The organism is Hymenobacter sp., from assembly GCF_036387835.1.
Classification (GTDB): Bacteria; Bacteroidota; Bacteroidia; order Cytophagales; family Hymenobacteraceae; genus Hymenobacter.
On record NZ_DASVSY010000065.1, the window covers coordinates 1 to 23,924 of the forward strand.

The 23,924-nt window shown below is 59.1% G+C and carries 17 protein-coding genes; 14 read left to right on the top strand and 3 right to left on the bottom strand.

Annotated features, from left to right (window positions below):
- Positions 1–72: 72 nt before the first annotated feature.
- From pcaG to pckA, 9 genes are all read left to right on the top strand, one after another.
- Positions 73–756 (top strand): protocatechuate 3,4-dioxygenase subunit alpha, encoded by a 684-nt coding sequence (gene pcaG / locus VF639_RS11975; RefSeq protein ID WP_331146141.1) that lies wholly within the window; start codon positions 73–75, stop codon positions 754–756.
- Between the two features lie 54 nt (positions 757–810).
- Positions 811–2,169 (top strand): 3-carboxy-cis,cis-muconate cycloisomerase, encoded by a 1,359-nt coding sequence (gene pcaB, locus VF639_RS11980; RefSeq protein WP_331146142.1) that lies wholly within the window; start codon positions 811–813, stop codon positions 2,167–2,169.
- A 9-nt stretch (positions 2,170–2,178) separates the two neighbouring features.
- Positions 2,179–2,958 (top strand): 3-oxoadipate enol-lactonase, encoded by a 780-nt coding sequence (gene pcaD / locus VF639_RS11985; RefSeq protein WP_331146143.1) that lies wholly within the window; start codon positions 2,179–2,181, stop codon positions 2,956–2,958.
- A 144-nt stretch (positions 2,959–3,102) separates the two neighbouring features.
- Positions 3,103–3,492 carry a 4-carboxymuconolactone decarboxylase gene (gene pcaC / locus VF639_RS11990; protein WP_331146144.1) on the top strand — a complete coding sequence of 130 codons (390 nt, stop codon included), beginning with the start codon at positions 3,103–3,105 and terminating at the stop codon, positions 3,490–3,492.
- Positions 3,493–3,710: 218 nt separating this feature from the next.
- The gene (locus VF639_RS11995; RefSeq protein ID WP_331146145.1) at positions 3,711–4,961 is read left to right on the top strand and encodes a 4-hydroxybenzoate 3-monooxygenase; all 1,251 of its coding nucleotides are present in this window, start codon (positions 3,711–3,713) and stop codon (positions 4,959–4,961) included.
- Positions 4,962–5,104: 143 nt separating this feature from the next.
- Positions 5,105–6,472: a 3-oxoacid CoA-transferase gene (locus VF639_RS12000; protein WP_331146146.1), complete on the top strand. Its 1,368-nt coding sequence runs from the start codon at positions 5,105–5,107 to the stop codon at positions 6,470–6,472.
- 291 nt (positions 6,473–6,763) lie between these two features.
- Entirely contained in the window at positions 6,764–7,087 is a 324-nt protein-coding gene (locus VF639_RS12005; RefSeq protein WP_331146147.1) for a DUF3861 domain-containing protein, read from the top strand.
- 145 nt (positions 7,088–7,232) lie between these two features.
- Positions 7,233–8,438, top strand: a complete 1,206-nt coding sequence (pcaF, locus tag VF639_RS12010) for a 3-oxoadipyl-CoA thiolase (RefSeq protein WP_331146148.1) — start codon at positions 7,233–7,235, stop codon at positions 8,436–8,438.
- A 39-nt stretch (positions 8,439–8,477) separates the two neighbouring features.
- Positions 8,478–10,127, top strand: coding sequence for a phosphoenolpyruvate carboxykinase (ATP) (gene pckA / locus VF639_RS12015; protein ID WP_331146149.1), 1,650 nt, complete (start codon positions 8,478–8,480; stop codon positions 10,125–10,127).
- 74 nt (positions 10,128–10,201) lie between these two features.
- Here the strand turns inward: pckA and VF639_RS12020 are convergent, their stop codons facing one another.
- From VF639_RS12020 to VF639_RS12030, 3 genes are all read right to left on the bottom strand, one after another.
- Positions 10,202–11,038, bottom strand: coding sequence for a glycosyltransferase (locus VF639_RS12020; protein ID WP_331146150.1), 837 nt, complete (start codon positions 11,036–11,038; stop codon positions 10,202–10,204).
- Between the two features lie 115 nt (positions 11,039–11,153).
- Positions 11,154–11,834: a response regulator transcription factor gene (locus VF639_RS12025; protein ID WP_331146151.1), complete on the bottom strand. Its 681-nt coding sequence runs from the start codon at positions 11,832–11,834 to the stop codon at positions 11,154–11,156.
- 11 nt (positions 11,835–11,845) lie between these two features.
- On the bottom strand, positions 11,846–13,237 hold the full coding sequence (locus VF639_RS12030) for a sensor histidine kinase (RefSeq protein ID WP_331146152.1): 1,392 nt from the start codon (positions 13,235–13,237) through the stop codon (positions 11,846–11,848).
- Positions 13,238–13,411: 174 nt separating this feature from the next.
- On the opposite strand from VF639_RS12030, the gene VF639_RS12035 reads away from it, so the two are divergent.
- The 5 genes from VF639_RS12035 (at position 13,412) to VF639_RS12055 (ending at position 23,734) form a co-directional block, all read left to right on the top strand.
- Entirely contained in the window at positions 13,412–16,411 is a 3,000-nt protein-coding gene (locus tag VF639_RS12035; RefSeq protein WP_331146153.1) for a glycosyltransferase family 117 protein, read from the top strand.
- 398 nt (positions 16,412–16,809) lie between these two features.
- Complete coding sequence (locus tag VF639_RS12040) at positions 16,810–17,478, top strand: beta/alpha barrel domain-containing protein (RefSeq protein ID WP_331146154.1); 669 nt, start codon at positions 16,810–16,812, stop codon at positions 17,476–17,478.
- A 238-nt stretch (positions 17,479–17,716) separates the two neighbouring features.
- The gene (locus tag VF639_RS12045; protein ID WP_331146155.1) at positions 17,717–18,142 is read left to right on the top strand and encodes a YopX family protein; all 426 of its coding nucleotides are present in this window, start codon (positions 17,717–17,719) and stop codon (positions 18,140–18,142) included.
- A 398-nt stretch (positions 18,143–18,540) separates the two neighbouring features.
- Positions 18,541–20,958 carry a glycoside hydrolase family 31 protein gene (locus VF639_RS12050; RefSeq protein ID WP_331146156.1) on the top strand — a complete coding sequence of 806 codons (2,418 nt, stop codon included), beginning with the start codon at positions 18,541–18,543 and terminating at the stop codon, positions 20,956–20,958.
- A 202-nt stretch (positions 20,959–21,160) separates the two neighbouring features.
- Positions 21,161–23,734, top strand: a complete 2,574-nt coding sequence (locus tag VF639_RS12055) for a beta-mannosidase (protein ID WP_331146157.1) — start codon at positions 21,161–21,163, stop codon at positions 23,732–23,734.
- Positions 23,735–23,924 lie beyond the last annotated feature (190 nt).

Genomic DNA, 23,924 nt, shown 5'->3' on the forward strand with positions numbered 1-23,924 from the left:
CGCAGGCGCAGCCGTAGTCGAAGCATCTCGCTCGACTCGTTACACCGGTAAAGGGTTTACCACACTAGCGAGATGCTGCGCCTGCGCGGACGCCAGATGAGCATGACGGTTTCACTACTCACTATCAAATACTCCCAACAATCACCAATCAACCCGATGCAGCGCCTCCGCCAGACTCCTTCGCAAACCGTCGGGCCATTTTTCGCCTACAGCCTGACGGCCCGCCAGTACGGCTACCCCTATGATAGCATAATGGGGCACGCGCTGCTCGGGCCGGCTACCCCTGGCCAGCACATCCTGATTACGGGCCGGGTGCTCGACGGGCAAGGCGCACCCGTGCCCGATGCCGTGGTGGAGCTGTGGCAGGCCGATGCGCAGGGCCGCTACCGCACGGCGCCCATTAGTTTGCAAGATGATGATGGCACCGAGTTTACCGGCTTCGGTCGGGTGGGCACGGGGACGCAGCCGGGCGCTAAGTTCGAGTTTGAAACCATCAAGCCCGGGGCCATAGCCGCCGGACAGGCGCCACATATCAACGTGGTGCTGTTCATGCGCGGCTCCTTGCATGCATTGCACACGCGCCTCTATTTCTCGGACGAAGCGGCTGCCAACGTCCAAGACGAACTGCTGAACGCCGTACCCGCTGAGCGCCGCCAAACCCTATTGGCACACGCCGCTACTGGCTTCAACCGGCCCTGCTACCACTTTGATATTCAACTACAAGGCGAAGAGGAAACCGTGTTTTTTCAACTATGAACTGAGTTCAGCCACCCCTAAGCAAGCACTTACCAAGTTTTACCACTTTATCAGATGTCCGGCCTTTCTCACCTGATTTTCACCCACCCGCAAATCGACGAGCTGTTCAGCGCCGACGCGCAGGTGCGGGGTATGCTCACGTTCGAGAGCACCCTGGCGAAAACGCAGGCCGGGTTAGGCATCATTCCAGTTGCGGCGGCAACGGTTATTGCTGCCGTTTGCTCGGAGCTGAATTGGAACCTAGAAGAACTGGCCCAACAGACACTGCTGGCCGGCAACCCCGCTATTCCGCTGGTGAAAGCCCTGACCCGGCGCGTAAATCAGCAAGACGCTGAAGCCGCCAAATACGTGCACTTAGGCGCTACCAGCCAGGATGTGCTGGATACGACGCTGATGCTGCAGCTACAAGCGGCCCTGTCTTTCATCAACAACCAGCTGCTTGACTTGCAGAACACATTGGCAGAGCTAACGGCCAAGCACCGCGACACCGTCATGATAGGCCGAACTCTGCTGCAACAGGCCCGGCCCATCACCTTCGGCTACAAAGTGGCCGCCTGGCTCGATACGTTGCTACGCGCCGAGCAACGCCTGCTGCAAGTGCAGCGCGAGGCACTGGCGCTGCAATTCGGGGGGGCAGTGGGCACGTTGGCCACGCTCGGCGCGCAAGGTCCGGCCGTGGCCCGGCAACTGGCCGCGGCGCTGCAACTGGCCGCCCCGGTGCTGCCCTGGCACAGTCAGCGCGACCGACTGGTGGATGTGGCAGCGGCGCTAGGTATCCTGAGTGGCTCGTTGGGCAAGCTAGGGCACGACCTGATTTCGCTGATGCAAACCGAAGTAGGCGAAGTGGCCGAGGGTGCGGCGGCCGGCAAAGGGGGCTCGTCGGCCATGCCGCACAAGCGCAACCCGGTGTCGGCTACGTTTCTGGTGGCTGTTGCCGGGCGCACGCCAGGACTGGTTTCTACGCTGCTCTCGGGGCTGAGCCAGCACGAGCACGAGCGCGCCGCCGGGGCCTGGCACGCCGAGTGGGAGGTGCTGCCGGAGCTGCTGCGCCTGACGGCCGCCGCCCTGGCCCACGCCCACGACTTACTGAGCACCCTGGAAGTGGACACCGCCCGCATGCGGCGCAACCTGGATTTAACGCAAGGCCTGATTTACGCCGAGGATGTAACCGCCGCCCTTACCCCACACCTCGGCAAAGCGGAAGCGCAGCAGCTAGTCGAGCAAGCCTGCCAGCAAGCCCTTCACGACCGGATGCCCCTGCGCGACTTACTGCACCAGCACCCCGAAGCCAGTCGGTTTTTAAGCGACGAAAGCCTGCGCGAACTGTTCGACCCGCGCCGGGCCACCGGCCTTAGCCAGCACTTCACCGATGAGGTGCTAGCCCGCTTTCACGCTCCCGTTCCCACCACCTGACCCGCGCCTATGTCTCTGCTGGAACGCCCGTCGGGCAATTTGTTTTACACCTTAACCGGCCCCGCCGACGCCCCCGTTGTGGTGTTGTCCAACTCTTTGGGCACCGACCACACCCTCTGGAACGCGCAGGCACCGGCCCTGGCCGAGCACTTCCGGGTGCTGCGCTACGACACCCGCGGCCACGGCCAGAGCGCCGTACCCGCGGGTCCCTACACCATCGAGCAGCTCGGCCACGACGTGCTGGCGCTGCTTGATGCGCTGGAGCTCAAGCAGGTGCACTTCTGCGGTATTTCGTTGGGTGGCCTGACTGGGCAGTGGCTCGGCATTCATGCCCCCGAGCGCCTGCACAAGCTGGTTCTTAGCAACACGGCCGCCAAAATCGGTACGGCCGACATGTGGAACGCCCGCATTGCGCAAGTGGCAGCGGAAGGCTTGAGCAAGCTGGCAGAAGCCACGGCCGGCCGCTGGTTTACGCCGAAGTTCCAGCAAACGCAGCCCGAGACGGTGCAAAACATTCTGGACGTATTCCGGGCCACGCCCCCGGCGGGCTACACCGCTTGCTGCGCCGCCGTCCGCGACGCCGACTTCTGGCAGGATATCCGCCGCATTTCGGTGCCGAGCTACGTGCTAACCGGCACCGCCGACACCGTAACCACCGTCGGCGACGGCGAATACCTGGAAAAGCACATTCCGCACGCTCATATGCTGCCCCTCCCGGCCGCCCACCTCTCCAACGTAGAAGCCGCCGCCTCCTTCACCGGGGCGCTGCTGCGGTTCTTTCTTGGGTGATTGGTGATTGTTGAATTGCTGATTGCTGATTGTTAAAGAATAGAATAATCATTAACGACCTATCAATCAACAGCTAACAATCAACAATTCAACAATTCAGCAACCAACAATTCAGCAATCACCAACCAACCACCAACCACCCCCATGACTTCCGAAGAAACCTATGAAGCGGGTATGACGGTGCGGCGCCAGGTGCTCGGCGATGCGCACGTGGATAAAGCCACCGACAACATCAACGAATTCAATAGTGACTTCCAGGAGTTTATCACCCGCTACGCGTGGGGTGAGGTGTGGACCCGGCCTGATCTAGCGCGCCGGGAACGGAGCTTGATTACGTTGGCTATGCTGATTGCCTTGAATCGGGAAGACGAGTTTCGGATGCATGTGAAAGCCGCCCTTAACAACGGCGTGACCGTGGCCGAAATCAAGGAAGTGCTTTTGCAATCCGGCATCTACTGCGGGCTGCCGGCCGCCAACAGCGCCTACCACGCCGCCGAGCGAGTATTTACAGAGTTGAACATCGATTTCAAATAGATAAGTACAACTACGCTTTCGGCTAGTGAGTGGCTACACGATAACCGTTGTTACGGCGCGGCTCATGTCGAGCAACCACCTGGTAAGCTGGAGCTTGAGTTACAGCAGCCCGCTCCCCAACTGGTGGTCCTACGAAGCCCACAGGGTACGTTCAGAGAACCATCTCAACCGGACCTTCTACACTACACACTACTATTCCCACCCCTCACTTCAAGCCTATGGAAACGCACGATTCGCGCCCCCGGCGTACGCAGGTTGGTATCATCGGAGCTGGTCCGGCCGGGCTGCTGTTATCGCAGCTGTTGCATCAGCAAGGCATTACGTCGGTGGTGCTGGAAAACCGCTCGCGCGAGCGGGTGGAAACCCGGCAGCGCGCGGGCCTGCTCGAACAAAACACCGTGGACTTGCTGCGCGAAGCCGGGGCCGCCGCCCGCCTCGACCGCCTCGGGCTAGTGCACGACGGCGTGCTGCTCAGCTACAACGGCCGGCGCCACCGTGTGGCCCTCTCCGAGCTAACTAGTGGCTCCCACGTCACCATCTACGCGCAGCCCGAAGTCATCAAAGATTTAATTACGCGGCGCCTAGAAACCGGCGGCACCATTTTCTTTGAAGCCGATGCCACTGGCATTGAAGGCTTGGAAACGGATTCGCCCACTATCCACTACTCCCACGAAGGCGAAACCCACGCATTGCAGTGCGACTTCGTGGCGGGCTGCGATGGGTTTCACGGCATCTCGCGGCAGGCCGCGCCGGCAGGCTTTTTCAAGACTTACGACAAGATCTATCCTTACTGCTGGCTCGGCATTCTGGCGCGAGTAGCACCAAGCACCGACGAGCTGATTTACGCTTTTCACGAGCGCGGCTTTGCCTTGCACAGCATGCGCTCCAGCGAAATCAGCCGCCTCTACGTGCAATGCGACCCCGCCGACACGGTGGAGGACTGGCCCGACGCCCGCATTTGGGAGGAACTGCACCTGCGCCTCGGCACCGCCAACTGGACCTTGCAGGAGGGCCCCATTCTGGAGAAGACCATCACGCCCATGCGCAGTTTCGTGACCGAGCCCATGCAGTACCAGCGCCTGTTCCTGGCCGGCGACGCCGCCCACATCGTGCCGCCCACTGGCGGCAAAGGTCTAAACATGGCGGCCGCCGACACCAAAACCCTATTCGACGCGCTACGGGCCTACTACCAGGACGCCGACAGTACCCTGCTACACAACTACTCTGCCGCCTGCCTGCGGCGGGTGTGGCGAGTACAGGAATTCTCGAACTACATGACCGAGATGCTGCACCAACTCCCCGGCAAGCCCGCCTTCGACCAGCACCTGCAACAGTCGCGGTTTGACTTACTGACGACCTGCGAAGCTGCCTCCCGCGTGGTAGCCGAGAATTACGTGGGCATTGCGTCCCAACGAGCCAGCGAAGGCGTGGCAGCAACCATCAGCGAAAATCTCGGCCTGTCATGTTGAGGCCCGTCATGCTGAGCGCAGCCGGAGGCGCAGTCGAAGCATCTCTACCGCAGTAGTAATCAACAGCATGGCAACGAAGCGGGAGAGATGCTTCGACAAGCTCAACATGACCGTTCTCCATCAAAAAAATATAATCCCACCCCATGAAAACAGTACCTCAACTCACCCTTGCCGAAGCCGCCGCTCTGGTTAAAGATGGCGATACGCTCTTGCAGGGCGGTTTTGGCATGACCGGCAACCCGGTGCACCTGATGCACGCACTAGCCGAAACCGGCACCCGCAACCTGACCTTCATTGGCAACAATGTGGGGGAGCCGGGCATTGGCGGTGGGCGGCTGCTGCGCAACGGGCAGATCCGGAAGATGGTGGGCTCGTTTTTCACCAGCAACCCCGATGCGGTGAAGGCCGCGCAATCCGGGGCGGTGGAATACCAGTTGTTGCCGCAGGGCTCGTTGGCCGAAGCCATTCGGGCCGGGGGCGCAGGTATTGGCGGGTTCTACACGCCCACGGCGGCGGGTACGCTCATTGCCGAAGGGCAGGAAACCAAGGTGCTCGATGGCGTAGAGCAGGTGTTTGTGAAAGGCATTCGGGGTAATGTGGCCTTTATCCGGGCTTGGAAAGCCGATACTGCTGGCAATCTTACCTACCGCCTCACCGAGCAAAACTTCAACCGGGCCATGGCGACGGCCGCCGACGTGGTGGTGGCCGAGGTAGAGGAAATAGTGCCAGTGGGCGAGCTTGATCCTAACTTCATTCACACCCCCGGCTGCTTTGTGGATTACCTGGTATTGGCCCACCTTACGGAAAACGATTTGGGTACTTCGGCCTCCGTTGGCGCTGCCAAGCGCGTAGACGAGCCGCGCATGAACATGGCCCGCCGCGCCCTAGCCGAGCTAAACCCCGGCGACGTTGTAAACCTCGGCATCGGTATTCCCACGCTGGTAGCCGATTTGATTACGCCCGAGCACGGCATCATTCTGCACACCGAAAACGGCATGTTGGGCGTGGGTCCGGCCCCGGCCGATGGCGGCGGGGCGCTGCATTACCCCGTCAATGCCGGCAAAATTCCGGTTACGGCCCTGCCCGGCAGCAGCTACTTCGACAGCGCCGACTCGTTTGGGATGATACGGGGGCGGCACGTAGATGCGGCCATCATGGGCGGTTTGGAAGTGGATGAAGCGGCCAACCTCGCCAATTGGGCGGTGCCCGGCAAGCCGTTGCTCGGCGTGGGCGGCGCCATGGATCTGGCCTCCGGCGCCAAAAAGCTCATCATCACCCTCACCCACACCAACCCCGACGGCAGCTCGAAAATCGTCCCGGCTTGCACTCTGCCGCTCACTGCGCACGGCGTGGTGGACCTAGTGATTACCGACCTAGCTGTGTTCAACTTTGAAGCTGGTCAGCTGACGCTCATAGAAGTGATGCCCGGCGCCACCTTAGAAGAAGTGCGAGCGAAAACCAGCGCCCAATTCAAGGAAAAGCTGCGGGAATCTGTTTCGGTTGATTATTAATGCTCGATGCTTGCTGTTACGCGGCGTTACATCTCTTTCGGGTTTAGAAAGCAGCTTTTACTATTTCTGCGATGCCTTTCCAAGCCAGTTGCCGATGCTGTACGGCACAGCAGGAAAGCAAAGAGGTAACGCGAAGTTGTACTTCGCGAGGCGCGTGCTGACATCTGCCTAGATCACGCAACCAAGTCGTTCAACGCTTCGCGAAGTACAACTTCGCGTTACCTCTTTTTTTGCCTTGCTAAGCAACAATCAACAATCAGCTAACAATAATCATCCCTCACTAACCACCTCATGCCTAAACGCGCCCACCACTACCGCCTGCGCCTCGAACACGTGGCCCCTGCTGCCCCCGACCAACCCACGCACCCACCGCTGGAGCTGGAATTCGATAACCACGACGACATTTTTCAGATAGTCGAGCGGATACAGGCGCGCAACTTGTTTGCCGAACCAGGCCAGGCCGCCGAGTTTGCCATTGGGCTGAAGCTGTTCGGCGAAGTGATGCTTAAGAACCGCGAGCATGAGCTGTTTGCAGAAATGCGGCCGGCCTTTAGCGAGTTTATGAAGAAGCTTAAGAGCAGCGGCAAGCCGGCCGAGAATCAACCACAGGCTTGAGTGATTGAAAAGTTCACACACGTCCTGTTAGTTGATAATACCTCTCCCGTGAACCCCCACCCCGCCCTCCACTGCTTAATGCGCAGAATCCTTGGGGGGCGGGGTGCCCCATTTCACCACTTAGTTTATTCTGAATAACTGAAGAATGAAAGACGCATTTATCGTTGACGGTATCCGCACCCCGATTGGCAACTTTGGTGGCACCCTGGCAACCGTGCGCCCCGATGATATGGCGGCGCTGGTTATTCAGGAGCTATTGCGCCGTAACCCCACCACCGACCCGGCCGGCATTGCCGACGTGCTGCTCGGCTGCGCCAACCAAGCCGGCGAAGACAACCGCAACGTGGCCCGCATGGCGCTGCTACTGGCCGGCTTGCCCGCCACCGTGCCCGGCGAAACCGTGAACCGCCTCTGCGCCTCGGGCCTATCGGCGAGTATGGCCGCGGCCCGCGCCATTCAGTGCGGCGACGGCGACTTGTTTGTGGCCGGGGGCGTGGAAAACATGACCCGTGGCCCCCTGGTGATTTCCAAAGCCAGCACCGCCTTCGGCCGCGACTCGCAGATGCAGGATTCCAGCTTCGGCTGGCGCTTCGTGAACCCGCGGATGGAAGAACTATACGGCACCGACGCCATGGGCGAAACCGCCGAAAACCTGGCCGAGCGCGACCACATCAGCCGCGAAGACCAGGACCAGTTTGCTTACGACTCGCACCAGCGCGCCGGCCGGGCCCGCGACTCGGGCCGCTTTGCCGAGGAAATTGTGCCCGTACCTATTCCGCAGCGCAAAGGCGAGCCGTTGCTGTTCGCTCAAGACGAGTTCATCAAGTCCAACACCACCCTGGAAGGCTTGACCAAGCTACGGCCTGCTTTCCGTAAAACCGGCACCGTAACGGCGGGCAATTCTTCGGGCCTCAACGACGGCGCGGCAGCCTTGTTGCTGGCTTCCGAAGAAGGCCTCAAGCAACACAGCCTCACGCCCCGCGCCCGGTTCGTGGCCATGGGTGTGGCGGGCGTAGAACCGCGCATCATGGGTATCGGGCCGGTGCCGGCCAGTCAGTTGGCCTTGAAAAAAGCCGGCCTGAAACTCGACCAAATCGACCTTATCGAGTTCAACGAGGCTTTTGCGGCCCAAACGCTGGCCTGTGTCCGGGGGCTCGGGCTGGAAGGCGACGACCCGCGCATCAACCCCAACGGCGGCGCCATTGCCCTCGGGCACCCGCTTGGCATGAGCGGCGCCCGCATTCTAAACACCGCCGCCTTGGAGCTGCACAAACAGCAGAAGCGCTACGCCCTCGTGACCATGTGCATCGGCGTGGGGCAGGGCTACGCCGTCATTATCGAGCGGGTGTAAGGCCGGCTATCAACAGTCTCACTACTAACCACATACCTGATGAACGCCACCGCCGATTTCCAGACCCGCCTTGCCCCGCTCGGCTTCGCGCAAGTAAAGCAATTGCACCTGAATCTGCCGCCCGCGGCCCTGGTAGAGCACGCCTTGTGCCGAGGCGAAGGCGCCCTCACCGACACCGGCGCCTTGATGGCCGATACGGGTACCTTCACCGGCCGCTCGCCCAAAGATCGGTTTATCGTGCAGGATGCGGGCACAATCGACAGCGTGTGGTGGGGCGACATCAATATTCCCTTTGATGCCGCGAAGTTCAACCGCCTTCAGGAGAAGATGGTAGCTTACCTCGAGGGCAAGGAGATTTACGTGCGGGAAGGCTACGCCGGGGCTCATCCGGCCTCGCAGCTCAAGCTACGCGTCGTAAACGAGATGGCCTGGCACAACCTATTCTGCTACAACTTGTTTCTCCGCCCCGAAGCTGGCGCCGATACCAGCTGGACCGCCGATTTCAGCATTATTTGCGCGCCTGGTTTCGAGGCCGATCCGGCGGTGGATGGTACCCGCCAGAAGAATTTCGCGGTCCTGAACTTCACCGAAAAAGTGCTGCTCATTGGCGGTACGGCCTATGCTGGCGAGATGAAGAAAGGCATTTTCGGCGTACTCAACTACTTACTGCCCCACGAGCAAAACACGCTGCCCATGCACTGCTCTGCCAATGTGGGCGAGGCCGGCGACGCGGCCGTGTTTTTCGGGCTCTCGGGCACCGGCAAAACCACCCTGTCCACAGACCCACACCGGGCCTTGGTCGGCGACGACGAGCACGGCTGGCTGCCGGGCCAGGGCGGCATCTTCAACTTCGAGGGTGGCTGCTATGCCAAGGTGATTGATTTAAGCGCCGAGAAGGAGCCGGAAATCTGGAACGCTATCCGGTTTGGGGCCATTGTTGAGAATACGCGCTTCCAACCCAATACCCGCAGCGTGGATTATGCTAACACGTCGGTAACCGAAAATACGCGCACGGCGTATCCGCTGCACTTTATTCCGAATGCGCTGGAGCCGTCGGTGGCGGGGGTGCCCAAGAACATCTTCTTCCTGACGGCCGATGCCTTTGGGGTGCTGCCTCCCATCAGCCGGCTCGATAAGAGCCACGCCATGTATCACTTCCTGTCGGGCTACACGGCCAAAGTGGCGGGCACCGAAATGGGTATTACCGAGCCGCAAACTACGTTTTCGGCATGCTTTGGGCAGGTGTTTCTGCCGCTGCACCCTACCCGCTACGCCGAAATGCTCGGCCAGAAAATGGAAGAGCACGACGTGCAGGTATGGCTGATAAACACCGGCTGGACCGGCGGCGGCTACGGTACCGGCACCCGCATGAAGCTCGGTTACACCCGCGCCATGATTACGGCTGCCCTCACGGGCCAACTTGATGCCGTACGTTTCCTGCTGCACCCGGTTTTTGGGGTAGCAGTGCCCGAAACGGTGCCCGGCGTGCCTGCCCAAATTCTGGACCCGCGCCGTACCTGGACCAACCCTGTGGCTTACGACCAAGCGGCGCAGGGCCTGGCTACTAAGTTTGTGGCCAACTTCGAGAAGTACGCCGCCAACGCCAACCCCGAAATACTAGCCGGGGCTCCCCTCGCAACGAAGTCCACCGCACCGAGTGTTATTGCTGCGGGACCAGTCAATCGCTGATCTTTGAAGCCCCTTACCTTGCGGCTGCGCTTTACATGCTCCTCCTTAGTGGGAAATTCGGTTCCTGAGCTGCTTCAACACTCCTCAGGCAGGCAAACGTAATCGAGAATGGTTTCCAGGTGCTGACTTTGCTGAACTGGGTCGTAGTGAAACCGGGCGAAGGCGACGGCGCGCGCCGCTAGTAAGTCGGCCTGGGCCGGCGACGAGAGCGAAACAAACAACTGCTGGGCGCAAGTTGCTAGATCATGGACGGGGAAAAGAAGGGCCGTCCGGCCGTGGCAAAGCAGTTCGGCTGCATCAGGAGTATGCGCGCAAACCAGCGGGCAGCCGGATGACATGGCACTGAGCACGGCCAAGTACCGCGCGTGCTGCGCGTCTGGGAGTAGCAACGCGTCCACAACGTTGTAGAAAGACTGAAACTCAGTTGTAGTGCTCAAGGGGCGCAGGTGTACCCTATTCTCTAAACGCAGCCGCTGAACAAGCTGCCGCAGTGCAGCCCACTGGGCTGGATCAGGAGGCGTTACCGGATTGCGCATAACGACCAGCTCGGCGGGGGAATCATGTTCGTGCCGCAAACGATACAGGGCCTCCACCGCAAAGGCAGGTCCGGCCCCGCCGTAGTCTATCACGCCAATCGGCAGGTCGAGCAGATGCCGGCCTTCGGGGCGCGTACAAGTCTGGTCGTCTGTTGTGCACGAGGCCGGCAAGGCGGGTGGCACCACCCAGAGCTGCCGGCCATCGAGCGTCGTGCGCGTCAGCATCTCTTGCCCCAGACGAACCAAGGGCGCCAGCCAGGCATTAACGATCGGCAGTTGGTGATTTAACCACCAGCGGACAAAGGCATTACTCGTTGCAAGCGGCTCGAACTGGCGGTGTAGCAACCGCAGGTGTGGCACTTGCCACCGTTTCACGCACGAAACTAAAACCAGGTCGGCCGTACATGTTGATTGAACGAAACTTGTTCTGAAGGCGCGGCCGACACGACGCCACTGGTTTTTGCTAGTTCGATCGGGCGCTTAGTTGTTACTAGAAAATCAGCTTGTATCCTATTCCCCGAACGTTCAGAATTTGCACCTGCGGATCGGCGCGCAAATAACGACGCAGGCGGGTGACAAAGACATCGAGACTACGGCCGTTGAAGAAATGGTCCTGGCCCCACAAATCGAGCAGGACGGTGGAGCGTTCCAGTACCTGGTTGCGGTGGTCGTAGAGGCGCTTAAGTAATTCAGCTTCGCGGTTGGTTAGCTCGATTTCGGTGTCCGCCAGCCGCAGCCGCTGCTGGGTATAGGCGAAAACGTAGTGGCCGATTTTCACTGGCTCGGTGGCGGTGCTGGCCGCAGCAGGCGCAGCGCGGTTGAGCTGGGCCTGGATGCGCACAATTAGCTCGTCCATGCTGAACGGCTTCTTGAGGTAGTCGTTGCCGCCGAGCTCGAACCCGCGCACGACGTCGGTGGGTTGGGAAAGAGCGGTCAGGAAGATCAGCGGGACGGTGGCGTTTTCTTGCCGCATCTGCTTGCCTAGCGCAAAGCCATCGAGCCGCGGCAGCATGATGTCGGCCACCACAATATCGGGGGTTTGCTGGCGGAACAGGTGCAGGCCTTGCTCGCCATCGGTTGCGTGCTGCACCGTGAACCCGCGCATTTCCAGGCTGTCTTTGATGATAAGGGCCAGGGCGGCCTCGTCTTCTACCAGCAGAATCGTTGCCATCTTCAGAGCCTTTAAAGCGCGGGCAGCCAAAAGGAAAACGCGCTGCCCTGGCCCAACTCGCTTTGCAGCTGCAACCGGCCGCCGTGCCGCTCTATCACCTGCCGCACGTAGTAGAGGCCCAACCCAAAGCCTTTAATCGGGTGCAAATTGCCGGTCGGCACCCGGAAGAAACGGTCGAAAACCGCCGGCTGATAGTTTGCCGGGATGCCAATGCCGTTGTCGGCCACGGTGAGGCGCCAGCCCACGTTTTCCGGCTGTGCCTGAATCGTGATGGTTACCTGGTCGCGGGAATACTTGATGGCGTTGTCGATCAGATTGCTGATGACATTGCGCAAGTGCAGCCGGTCGCAGCGGATGGCCGTGGGGTCTATGTCGAGGGCGAATTGCACGGCTTTCGGGCTGGTGAGCTGGTGCTGCTCCACCAGCTCGGCGACCAGCTCGGCGGGCTGCACCGTTTCGGGCTCTAGGCGCAATGGCTGGCGTTCGGCCACGGCCATGTGCAGCACGTGGTCGACCAGGCCCGAGAGCCGCTGCAACTCCTGCTGGGAAATAGCAAGGTAGGTCTGGGTTTTCTGTGGATTCTGCAAAGCCCCGAAGTGCTGCAGAGCCTCCACCGCGGCCGATACCGTGGCCAGGGGAGTCTTCAGCTCGTGGGTCATGTTGTTGATGAAGTCTTCCCGAATTTCAGAGAGCTTTTTCTGCCGCAGAATCGTGGACAGCATCAGTACAAAGCAGGCCGTAGTGATGCCAAGCAAGCCAAGCGAACCGGCTAGCAGGCCCCCCATGCGGCGCAGCGCGTAGGGCCAGGGCGGCTGGAAACTGGCCCGAACAGCAACGCCGGGCAGCGCTGGCAGTGCCACCGGCGGCGTTTGCACAGCGTAGCCCGACGGCAGCGGCCCGGGATGCAAGCGCTGGTCGGCCACGGTGGCCACGGTATCGAACAGAAAAGCGGCCTCGGCGCCGCGCTGCCGCAGCTCGGCCTGGTAGGCGGTAGCCAGGCGCGTCAGGTTGAGAGTAGGCGAGCTGCCGGCGTTGCGCAGTAAAAACTGCCAAAACGCCTGGGCCACACTGTCTTCCTGGCGGCGGGCAGCGAAGCTGTTGGCGGGGTACCGGCTGCCCACCCGCAGCAGCTGCCGCAGTTGCGTGCGGCCCACCGCATCGAGGCGCTGTATGGGCAGGGCCACCTGACCGTAAGTTTGGCCGGGCCCGGTGGGTTGAAGCAGGGCCCGGACTTCGGCCAGCTGCTGCTGCTGGGCTACGGCCAGCAGCGCCTCGTGCGCCGTGCGGGTAAACTGCGTGGCGGTTAGCTGATAGGTGGTGTAAAGCCAGTAGGCCTGAAACCCGTTGATGCCGAGCATGCACAAGCTCATCAGCCAGAAGATAATACGCAGGCGGCTTTTCATAAACGAGGGGGCAGCGGATGGGCAGGAATCGAAAGTAAGGGGCTACTGCTACCCGATCAAGCCATTAACAATCATTAACACAAAATAACAGTCGTTTACATCCCGCTGGCGGTCCTTTGCCAACGCAGCCTCAATCCGGCTGCCCATGCTTGGCGTGGTTTTCTGCTGTTTGGTATGCGTTTGTATTCACGTTGGAATAATCTGGTGGGCTGGGTGGTGTTTGCGGTGGCGGCCGTGGTGTACCTACTCACGCTAGAGCCCACCGCCTCGTTCTGGGACTGCGGCGAGTTCATTGCTTGTGCCTATAAGCTGCTCGTACCGCATCCGCCCGGCGCCCCCACCTTCCTGCTGCTCGGCCGGGTGTTGTCGCTGCTCTCGTTCGGCGATACCAGCAAAGTAGCTGTGCTGGTGAATACGCTCTCGGCCTTGAGTAGCGCGTTTGCGGTCTTGTTTCTGTTTTGGAGCATTACGCTGCTGGCGAGCAAGCTGGTGCTGGCTGGTGCCAGCCATCCCGAGCACGCTCGGCCCGCTCCTACCCGCGGGCAGGCGCTGCATATTCTGGGGGCGGGCGTGGTAGGGGCGCTGGCTTTCGCCTTCTCCGATTCGTTCTGGTTTAATGCCGAAGAAGCCGAGGTGTACGCCATGTCGGCTTTGTGCACGGCCACGGTGGTGTGGCTGATGCTGAAGTGGAGCAACCGGGCCCACGAGCCCGACAGCGACAAGTGGCTGGTACTGATTGCCTATGTTATTGGTTTGAGCATTGGGGTGCACCTGCTCAACTTGGTGGCAATTCCGGCGCTGGGCCTGCTCTACTACCATCGTCGCCAGGCGGTGCCTACGTGGCGGGGCAGCGTGCTGACTTTGCTTGTTAGCAGCCTGTTGGTGGGCGTGGTGCTGGTGGGTATCATTCCGGGGCTGCCGACGCTGGCTAGTGGCTTCGAGGTGTTCGTGGTCAATTCCTTGGGCTTGCCGTTCAACTCGGGGCTGATTGCTTTTGTGCTGCTCGGACTGGGCTTGGTGTATCTGGGATTTCGACAGTCGTACCGGCGCGGTTCGCGGCTCTTGAACACGGCTATGCTGTGTTTGGTGTTCATCCTCATTGGCTACTCGTCTTACCTCATTGTACCGATTCGCAGCTCGTATCTGCCCACCATCAACCAGAACGCGCCCCGCGACGTGCTCAATTTTGTGAGCTACCTCAAGCGCGAGCAGTACGGCTCCCGGCCCTTGCTATACGGTCCGCACGTTTTTGCGCAGCCTATTGCCCAGCAAGATGTCGGCCCCCGCTACGTGCGCGGCACCGATAAGTACGTGGTGGCCGAGCAGCGGCAGGAGCTGGTGTACCGCGACGAAGACAAGATGCTGCTGCCCCGCATCTACGCTGATGGCAGCAGCACCGTGGCGCAGCGCACCGCCTCGTACCAGCAATGGGTGGACATTCAGGAAGGCGTGAAGCCCACGATGGGCCAGAATCTGAGTTTTCTGTTCCGCTACCAGATGGGCCACATGTTCTGGCGCTACTTCTTGTGGAACTACGTAGGCCGCGAAAGCGACGTGCAGCACGCGGGCGTGCTCTGGCCCACTACCAGCCAGGAAAACCTGCCCGACCGGGTGACTACCAGCAAAGCCCACAATAACTTTCTGGCCCTGCCCCTGCTGCTAGGCTTGCTGGGTTTGGTGTATCAGGTGCGCCGCGACTCAAAGAACGCGCTGGTGGTGGGTTTGCTGTTTCTGTTCACGGGTCTGGCCATTATCGTGTACCTCAACCAGCCGCCCGTCGAGCCGCGGGAGCGGGACTACACCTTCACCGGCGCCACCTACGCCTTCGCCATCTGGATAGGCTTGGGGGTATTGGCGCTGGCCGAGGGGTTGCAGCGAGTGATAAAGGCTGATGCCGTTCGGGCCACTGGGGCGCTGCTGCTGGGCTTGGTGGTACCGGGCATTATGCTGGCGCAGGGCTGGGACGACCACAACCGGTCCAACCGGTTTAGCTCGGTCGATTCCGCCAAAAACCTGCTGAACTCCTGCGCGCCCAACGCCATCCTGTTCACCAACGGCGACAACGATACCTTTCCGCTCTGGTACGCGCAGGAAGTGGAAGGCATACGCACCGACGTGCGGGTGGCCGTGCTTAGCTACCTGAACACCGACTGGTACGTGGAGCAGATGCGAAACCGCGCCTATAAGTCGCAGCCGCTGCCTATCTCGCTGCCGACCGACCGGTACGCGCAGGGCACCAACGACTATCTGCCCTACACCGAAAACCCCAACGTACGTGCGGTCAACTTAAAGGACTTCATGCAGTTGGTAGGTGAAAACAGCGACTTGCTCAAGGTCAGCTACGGCGACGGGGGCCCCACGCTGCTTTCGTTTCCTTCCCCTAAATTCTACTTGCCCGTTGATACGGCGGCCGTCAAACGACTCGGAATCATTCCGGCCGACCGCCAACACCAACTCGTATCCCGCATGGAGTTCAACCTGGGCAAGGGTGCTATGGAGAAGCGCAGCCTGTTCGTGCTCGATGTTCTGGCTACCAATCAGTGGAAACGGCCCGTGTACTTTGCCACCAGCGTTGCGCGGCAGGAAGACCACCTGGGCCTGGAACCTTATTTTCAGCTGGAAGGCTTAGCCTGGCGCGTTCTGCCGCTAAAGGATCCGGCGTATGACCCGCGTGGGGAAGCGGGATACGTGGAGAAAGACCTGCTCTACCGCCGGCTGATGCAGCAATTCGCGTACCGCAGCTTAAACGACCCTAGGGTTTTCCACGACGAGAACAGCTTGATGTTCCCGGCCAACTACCGCGACAAGTTCGCCCGCCTGGCCAACGCCTACCTCGCCACCGGCGACACCACCGCCGCCAAGAACCTTGCCGATAAGTGCTTGGCCGTGATGCCCGACCAGGCTATTCCGTACGACTATTACACCCCTCAACTGGTGCCGGCCTTGGTGGCAGGCGGGGAACGAAGCCGGGCCAACCGCCTGATGGATCTGCTGCTCGACCGAAGCCGGCGCAGCATCATCTACTACAGTTCGCTTCCCAATAACATCTTCGAACGCGAACTAAGTCAGCACCTCGCCACTGCCCAGCAAATCTACCTGGTGGCGCAGCAAATTGGCGACCAAGCGCGGGCCAATCAGGCGTATGAATTACTGCGGCCCTATCTGCGGCAATAAGGCCGTGTGAGCGGAAATCACCACCTTCCTCGATATCCTCTCGAAAAAGAGTAACGCTTTTCAACTGCTGAGTTAAGACGTATGCTCTGGCCGTCAGAGCTGCTTTCACGCAGGGATTCGCAGTGGTTCCTTGAATGACACTGCGAATCCCTGCGTGAAAGATTTCACTTAGCGTAAGTCTTCGTTTTGTGCGCCACAGATAAGGAGTATCCGCGTAAGACTAAAGGCGTGCTGCAGTCCATCAGAGCGCTAGCGGCTAGAAGTGAAAGGACGTGTCGCCGGGAGAGTACAGGAAACTTTAGAAGTTAAGAAAACGCTACTTTAAAGTCTGCGTTGACCGTAAAGCTTCCTACTCCCTGCGGGCACGTCCTTTTCCTTTTCTGCAATACACCGTCTCTATGTCCGAGCGTTCCCCTTCCAGCCTCGTTATTCAAGCCATTTTACGCCAGCAGGTGGTACCCGTTTTCCACCACGACGATGCCGCCTACGCGCAGCAAATCGTTGATACTTGCTATCAGGCGGGTATTCGGGTCTTTGAGTTTGCCAACCGCGGTACCAATGCTTTTGCGGTGTTCACGAAGTTGCGTGAATACGTAAGTGCCCGCTACCCTGATCTGTTGCTTGGGAGCGGCACTATCTACAACGCCAAGGAAGCAGAAGTCTTCCTGGAAGCGGGAGCCGACTTTATAGTGCAACCCATTACCACCGCCGACGTGGCCGCCGTTTGCCGCCACCACGACGTGCCCTGGATTCCGAGCGCCCTTACTCCCAACGAAATTTTTCACGCCACGCGGTTGGGGGCGGCACTGGTCAAGATATTCCCTGGCAGCATTGTAGGGCCTGATTACGTGCGGGCCGTGCTGGCCCCAATGCCCAACGTTAAGGTTATGGTGACGGGAGGAGTAGAACCCACCGAGGAAAGCTTGCGTGCTTGGTTTGAGGCTGGCGTAAGCGTGGTGGGCATGGGCTCTAAGCTGTTCATCGACGGTGAGGATCAGGCCGCATTAGGCGCCCGTATTGCGCAGGTCGTGCAGCTAGCCGCAACATATCAGCAGAACCGGAGTTGACCGGGTGCAAGCCGGTTGAACGGGAAACATGGATGGCACGTTTGTCGCTCCCCCCACCTGGTGCACGACATAGCAAAGCCGCGGCATCGACCTTGAATTCTGGCCTTAGCAATCAGGAATTGGTTCTCTCTGTCCTTGTTGCGCATCAGGCAAAAGAAGGGAACGAGGCAAACGCAGAGGAAGACGTTCATCGTGCAACATCTTCTTGTAACTTGGGCGGCCCAATCTTCGCTTGCCTATGAAAACCAGCCTTCGATTTCGCCACTGGACCGCGCCCCACACCAGAGGGTGTATGTGCTACAACCTGACCGTGGGCGACACCATCGAATATGAAGGACAGCCCTATCAGGTGACAACTCAGGACTTGAAAGACTACCGCGCCAAGCGCAAGTACCGGCTGATGCTAGCCAGCGGCGTGTTCGATCAGCAAGGCCAGGAATTGTACGAGGCCGACATCGTGCAAGTATTTCAGCGGGGCAGCAGCAGCATTTCTTACTTCGCTTACGTGGTGTGGGATGCCGCGCGAGGCTTTCTTTACCGAAATGCGCAGGACCTGCCGCTCACAGCAGACTGCTCCACGCTGGTATGGACAAATTTCTATGCCCAACCCCACTGGGTAGACCAGTTCGGCTACCACCGAAACTTCATTCGGGAGCACTGGTAGCGCTTAGCACTAGGGGTTTGTCAGGGCTTCGTATTCCCGAGCAGACAGCCTGCTTCCAACCACTATTCGCTGGTCTGGCTCATGTGGTTGAAGTTATATTCAACAGCATTTACGCAAGAATTATTTAGATTGCCACAGCATCCGCTAAAACGATTTAGCGAGTCTTATACTTTACTGCTATTTCAGTTCATGCCGGATGGAGCGCCTCTTCGCATACGGTTCGCTTTCAGCGCAGTCGGGCCAGCATTCCAACCTAGCTCACTTAGAAACACATAGGCTGTCTAAAGCGGCCACGAGCTTTATATAAACGCTGGAGCTTGATTTAAACTTGTCTTTCGCTTTATGTTCGGCCACGCCCGGCAGCTTACTCGCTCTTCCTACCAAATCCCACCCTTGAAATGCCTACGAAACTTCTACCTCCTAGCTCGGGTGTTATCAGATGGCTGGTTTTTATTGCCCTGTGCTTGCCTGGCGCCCGCATAAGTCAGGCTGCCGTGGTTTCCTACAGCCAAAGTGGTGATAAGGTCACGTTTAAGCTCGACAAGGGGCTGATGAGCGTGCGCCTGTGCAAATCCGACGTGGTGCAGGTGCAATACACGGTGTTGGCCGCATTCCCACAGAAAACCTCCCTGGTAGTCAACAACCCCTGGACCGAGAAGACATCGTTCAAGGTGGAGGACAAGAACGGGCGCATCACCATCACCACCGCCAAGCTGAAGGTGCTGGTTGATAAAGCCACCAATGCCCTCACGTACACCAACCTCAACGGCACCGTTATTACGGCGGAGGCAGCGAGCAACAAGAAGATGAAAGCAGCCACCATTGCGGGCATTCAGACCTACAAGTGCGAAACGCAGTTCAAGTCGCCCGCCGATGAGGGCTTGTTTGGGCTAGGCTGTCACCCCGAAGATTCGTTGTCGATCAACTACAAGGGCCGCAACCAGGACATGCTCATCAAGTACCTGACCGGGGCTATTCCGGTGCTGTTGTCGACCAAGGGGTATGGCCTGCTCTGGGACAACTACTCGGCGTCCAACTTTTACGGGTCCGAGGCCAACAAAACCGAGTTTAAGTACGTGTCGGAGAGCGGGCAGCTGGTGGATTACTACTTTTTCTACGGTCCCGAATTCGACCGGATTATTGACCTGTACCGGACGGCCACGGGCAAGGCCCCGATGTACCCGAAATGGGCGTTTGGGCTGTTTCAGTCGCAGGACCGGTACAAAACGCAGGCGGAGGTGCTGGCGGTGAAGGATGGGTACCGCCGAAACCACATTCCGGTGGACGTGATTGTGCAGGACTGGTTTTACTGGGAGCCGCTGCCCATTGGCTCGCACATCATGAACCCCACGCGCTACCCCAACCCCAAGGCCATGGTGGAGGAGCTGCACCAGGCCAACCTGCACGCCATGATTTCGATCTGGCCGGTGTTCGGCAAGAACACCACCAACTTCGAGGCCATGCAGAAAGCCGGCAACCTAACCAGCATCACCTGGGACAACTTCGTTACCAAAACCTTCGACACGTACTACGACGCCCACAGCCCCAAGGCCCGCGACATGTACTGGCAGCAAGCCCGCGACAGCCTGGTGAAGAAAGGCAACTGGGACGCCTGGTGGGTGGACCAGTGTGAGCCCGACAACGGTGCCTTGCTCGACGAGCGGCGCAAGGCGGTGTTTGCTACCGGCAAAGGCATCGACTATTTCAACAGCTACTCGCTCGAGCACACCAAGGGCCTCTACAAAGGCTGGCGCGCCGATATGGGCGACAAGCGCCCGTATTTCCTGGTGCGGCAGGCCTTCGCTGGCCAGCAGCGCAACGCCACCACGCTGTGGTCGTCGGACATTACGAGTACGTTCCAATCGTTGCGCAACCAGGTGCCGCAGGGCCTCAACGCCTGCGTGTCGGGCATTCCGTACTGGACCTCGGATATTGGGGGCTACAAGTCCAACACCGCGCCGGAGGGTATTCCGAACTGGAAAGACCCGCAGGCCCGGGAGCTGTTTACGCGCTGGTTTCAGTTCGGCACGTTCAGCCCGATATTCCGCATTCACGGCAAAGGCGAGCGGGCCTTGTTTTCCGACAATTGGGACGCGCCCACCAAAGCCATTCTGCTGAAATACGACCAGCTGCGCTACCGTTTGCTGCCCTACATCTACTCGTTGGCCGGCCGCGTGACCCGCGAAAACTACACCTTCATGCGGGCCCTGGCTTTCGACTTCCGCAAAGACCCCAAGGTGTACAGCATCCCCGACCAGTACATGTTCGGCTCGGCATTTCTGGTGAACCCCGTGACGCAGCAACTGTACACGGGCTCGAAGGCGGCGGCCAAGGTCAGTACCCGCAAGGTGTATTTGCCGGCCAACACCAAGTGGTATGACTTCTGGACTGGCGAAACCCTGAACGGCGGCCAAACCATTGATGCCGCCGCGCCCATCGACATCATGCCGCTGTACGTGCGGGCAGGCGCTATCATCCCGATGGGCCCCAACGTGGAGTACGCCACGCAGCCCACTACCGCGCCCCTGGAGCTGCGCATCTACCCCGGTGCTGATGGCGAATTCACGTTCTACGAAGATGAAAACGATAATTATAATTACGAGAAAGGCAGCTTCTCCACCTTTAAATTCCGCTGGAACGACAAGCTGCGGCAGTTCACCATCACCGACCGAAACGGCAAGTTTGCGGGCATGCAAGCCAGCCGCACGTTCAACGTGGTGCTGGTGAAGCCCGGCAACGGGTCGGACGTAGCGGCCGCCGGCAAACCCGATAAGACGGTGGTGTACGCCGGCCAGGCAACCACCGTCAAATTCTAAACTTTTTTCTTCCCTGAAAACCTATTGAATAAGGTTTCATGCTAAGCGCACCTACCCTGCTAAGCTGATTTTCAAACGTGAGGCCGAAGCGTTAGCGGTGCTTCGCTCGGCATGATAAACCGGTTTCGATAGAACATTTTTCCAAATAACCTACCTCACTCCCATTTTCTCATCCCCCCGAACTACTTGCCCCAAAATGCCGATGCATTCATTGAAAAAGAACTACTTGTGGGTGCTGCTCTGCCTGCTGTTTTACTCCAACGCCATGGCCGAACAGCCCATTCAACTACCCGGTAAGTGGGAATTCCACAAGGCCGGTGACAGCAAATGGGGCGCGGCCACCGTGCCCGGCACCGTACACACTGACCTGTTGGCCACCAAGCAGATCCAAGACCCCTTCTACCGCGTCAACGAGAAAGAGCAGCAGTGGATCGGCAAAACCGATTGGGAATACAGAACCACGTTTGCCGTTGATGCCAACCAACTCAAAAACGACAAGCTATACCTGGTTTTCGAAGGCCTCGACACCTACGCCGACGTGTACGTGAACGACGTGAAGGTGCTGGTGGCCGACAACATGTTTCGGCAGTGGAAAAAGGACGTGAAGCCGCAGCTTAAAGCCGGCAACAACGCCTTGCGGGTGTACTTCCACGCGCCCATGGTGAAGGGCGAAGAGCTGTTCAAGAGCCTACCATTCCAGGTGCCCGCCAGTGACAACGACCAGGCCGGGCCCGGCGAAAACAAAGTGAGCGTGTTCACCCGCAAGGCCGGCTACCACTACGGCTGGGACTGGGGCCCGCGCCTGGTTACTTCCGGCATCTGGCGCCCCGTGTACCTAGTGCCCATGACCGGAGCACACATTCAGGACCTGTTCATCAAGCAAAGAAAACTCACCCCCGAGCAGGCCGACCTGGAAGCCCAATTGGAAGTGGAAAGCCTGACGGCCGGTTCCAAGCAGCTGGAAGTAACCGTGGACGGTTCCAGCACGCCGGTTTATTCGAAGCCGGTGTTCCTCGACAAAGGCGTGAACCACTTGGTATGCAGCTTCGTGCTGCCCAACCCCGAGCTGTGGTGGCCCAACGGCTATGGCGCCCAAAAGCTTTACACGTTCCGGGCAGTACTGAAAGACGGCTCGAAAACGCTGACTGACAAGCAGGTTCGCCGCGGTATGCGGACGGTGGAAGTGGTGCAGGAGACGGGCCCGAAAGCCAACTCGTTCTACTTTCTGGTGAACGGCGTGAAGATGTTCATGAAAGGCGCCAACTACATTCCGCAGGACAACTTCCTGCCCCGCGTCAACAAGGCCCGCTACGAGCACGTCATCAACACGGCCGTCACCAGCAACATGAACATGCTGCGGGTGTGGGGCGGCGGCATCTACGAAAACGACCTGTTCTACGACCTCTGCGACGAGAAAGGCATCATGATCTGGCAAGACTTCATGTTTGCCTGCGCCATGGTTCCCCCACTGGAAAACCACAAGCAGAACATCTACGAGGAAGCCGTAGAAAACGTGAAGCGCCTGCGCAACCACCCGGCCATTGCCATGTGGTGCGGCAACAACGAAATAGCGGCCTACATGGGCTCCAACTATTGGGGTACGGCCAAGAACGCCTTCCGCAACCGGCAAGACTCTATGACCATCGTCAACACCTACAAGGAGGTGTTTCACAGCATCCTGCCGGCCGTGGTAAAAGGCTACGACGACGAGAAGTTCTACTGGTCAACCTCGCCGCAGCCCACTAACTGGTCGCACACCAACCGCGACATCCGCACCTCCGGCGACGTGCACTACTGGGAAGTATGGGGTGGCAAGAAGCCTATCGAACTCTACCTGAAGAACATCGGGCCGTTCATGAGCGAGTACGGCTTCCAGTCGTTCCCCGATATGCAAACCATCAAGGGTTTTGCCACGCCGCAGGACTACGACATCAACTCCGAGATTATGAAGTCGCACCAGCGCTCCTACGTGGGCAACGGCGCTATTCTGCAGTACATGGAGGCTTGGTACAAGGTCCCGAAGGCCTTCCCTAATTTCCTGTACACCGGCCAGGTGCTTCAGGCCGAAGCCATCAAGCTCGCTATCGAGGCGCACCGCCGGGCCAGGCCCTATTGCATGGGCTCATTGTACTGGCAAATCGACGACTGCTGGCCTGCGGCCTCGTGGTCGAGCATGGACTACAACGGCTACTGGAAAGCGCAGCAGTACGAGTCGAAGCGCGCTTTCGAGGCCATGCTGGTTTCCCCGATTGTCACCAATGATTCCGTGCAGGTGTTTGTGGTATCCGACCAGCTAAAACCCATGGATGCCCAACTGCAAATCCGGTTGCTGGACTTCAGCGGCAAGGTGCTCAACGAAAGCAAAGTAAGCGTGAACGTGCCAGCCAACACCAGCACCAACGTGCACCGGGTAGCCGTGAAAGATTTGCTGAAAGGCGCCGACCGCAACAGCGTTATGCTGGACGTAACCCTACTTGGTCAAAACCAGGAAGTGGCGCAAAACTGCCTGTACTTCGAGTTGCCCAAGAACCTGAAGCTTAACAAGGCTGCCATCAACTACACGCTCACCAAGGAGAAAGACCAGTACGTGCTCAAACTCAAGAGCACTCAACTGGCCAAAAATCTGCGCGTGTCGGCCGGTGACGATGCCATCATCTTCTCGGATAACTACTTCGACCTGATTCCGGGCAAAGAGAAAACTGTGACTTTCCGGTCCGGCAAAGCCCTGAAGAAAAGCGGCATCACCTTTATGAGCATCAACGAGGCGGCTCTTTAGTAGCTACTTTAACTGACTTACCGCCTGCGCTAATGCAACAAGAGCCTCGTCGTACGACGAGGCTCTTGTTGCATTAGCGCAGGCGGTTTTTGGTGTAGCTCTAACCTGATTTCATGATTATGGTATTTACATCAGCACTATGCAGCTAAAAAGTAGCAATGTGGATCTGGCCTAGAAGTATTGTGTTGAA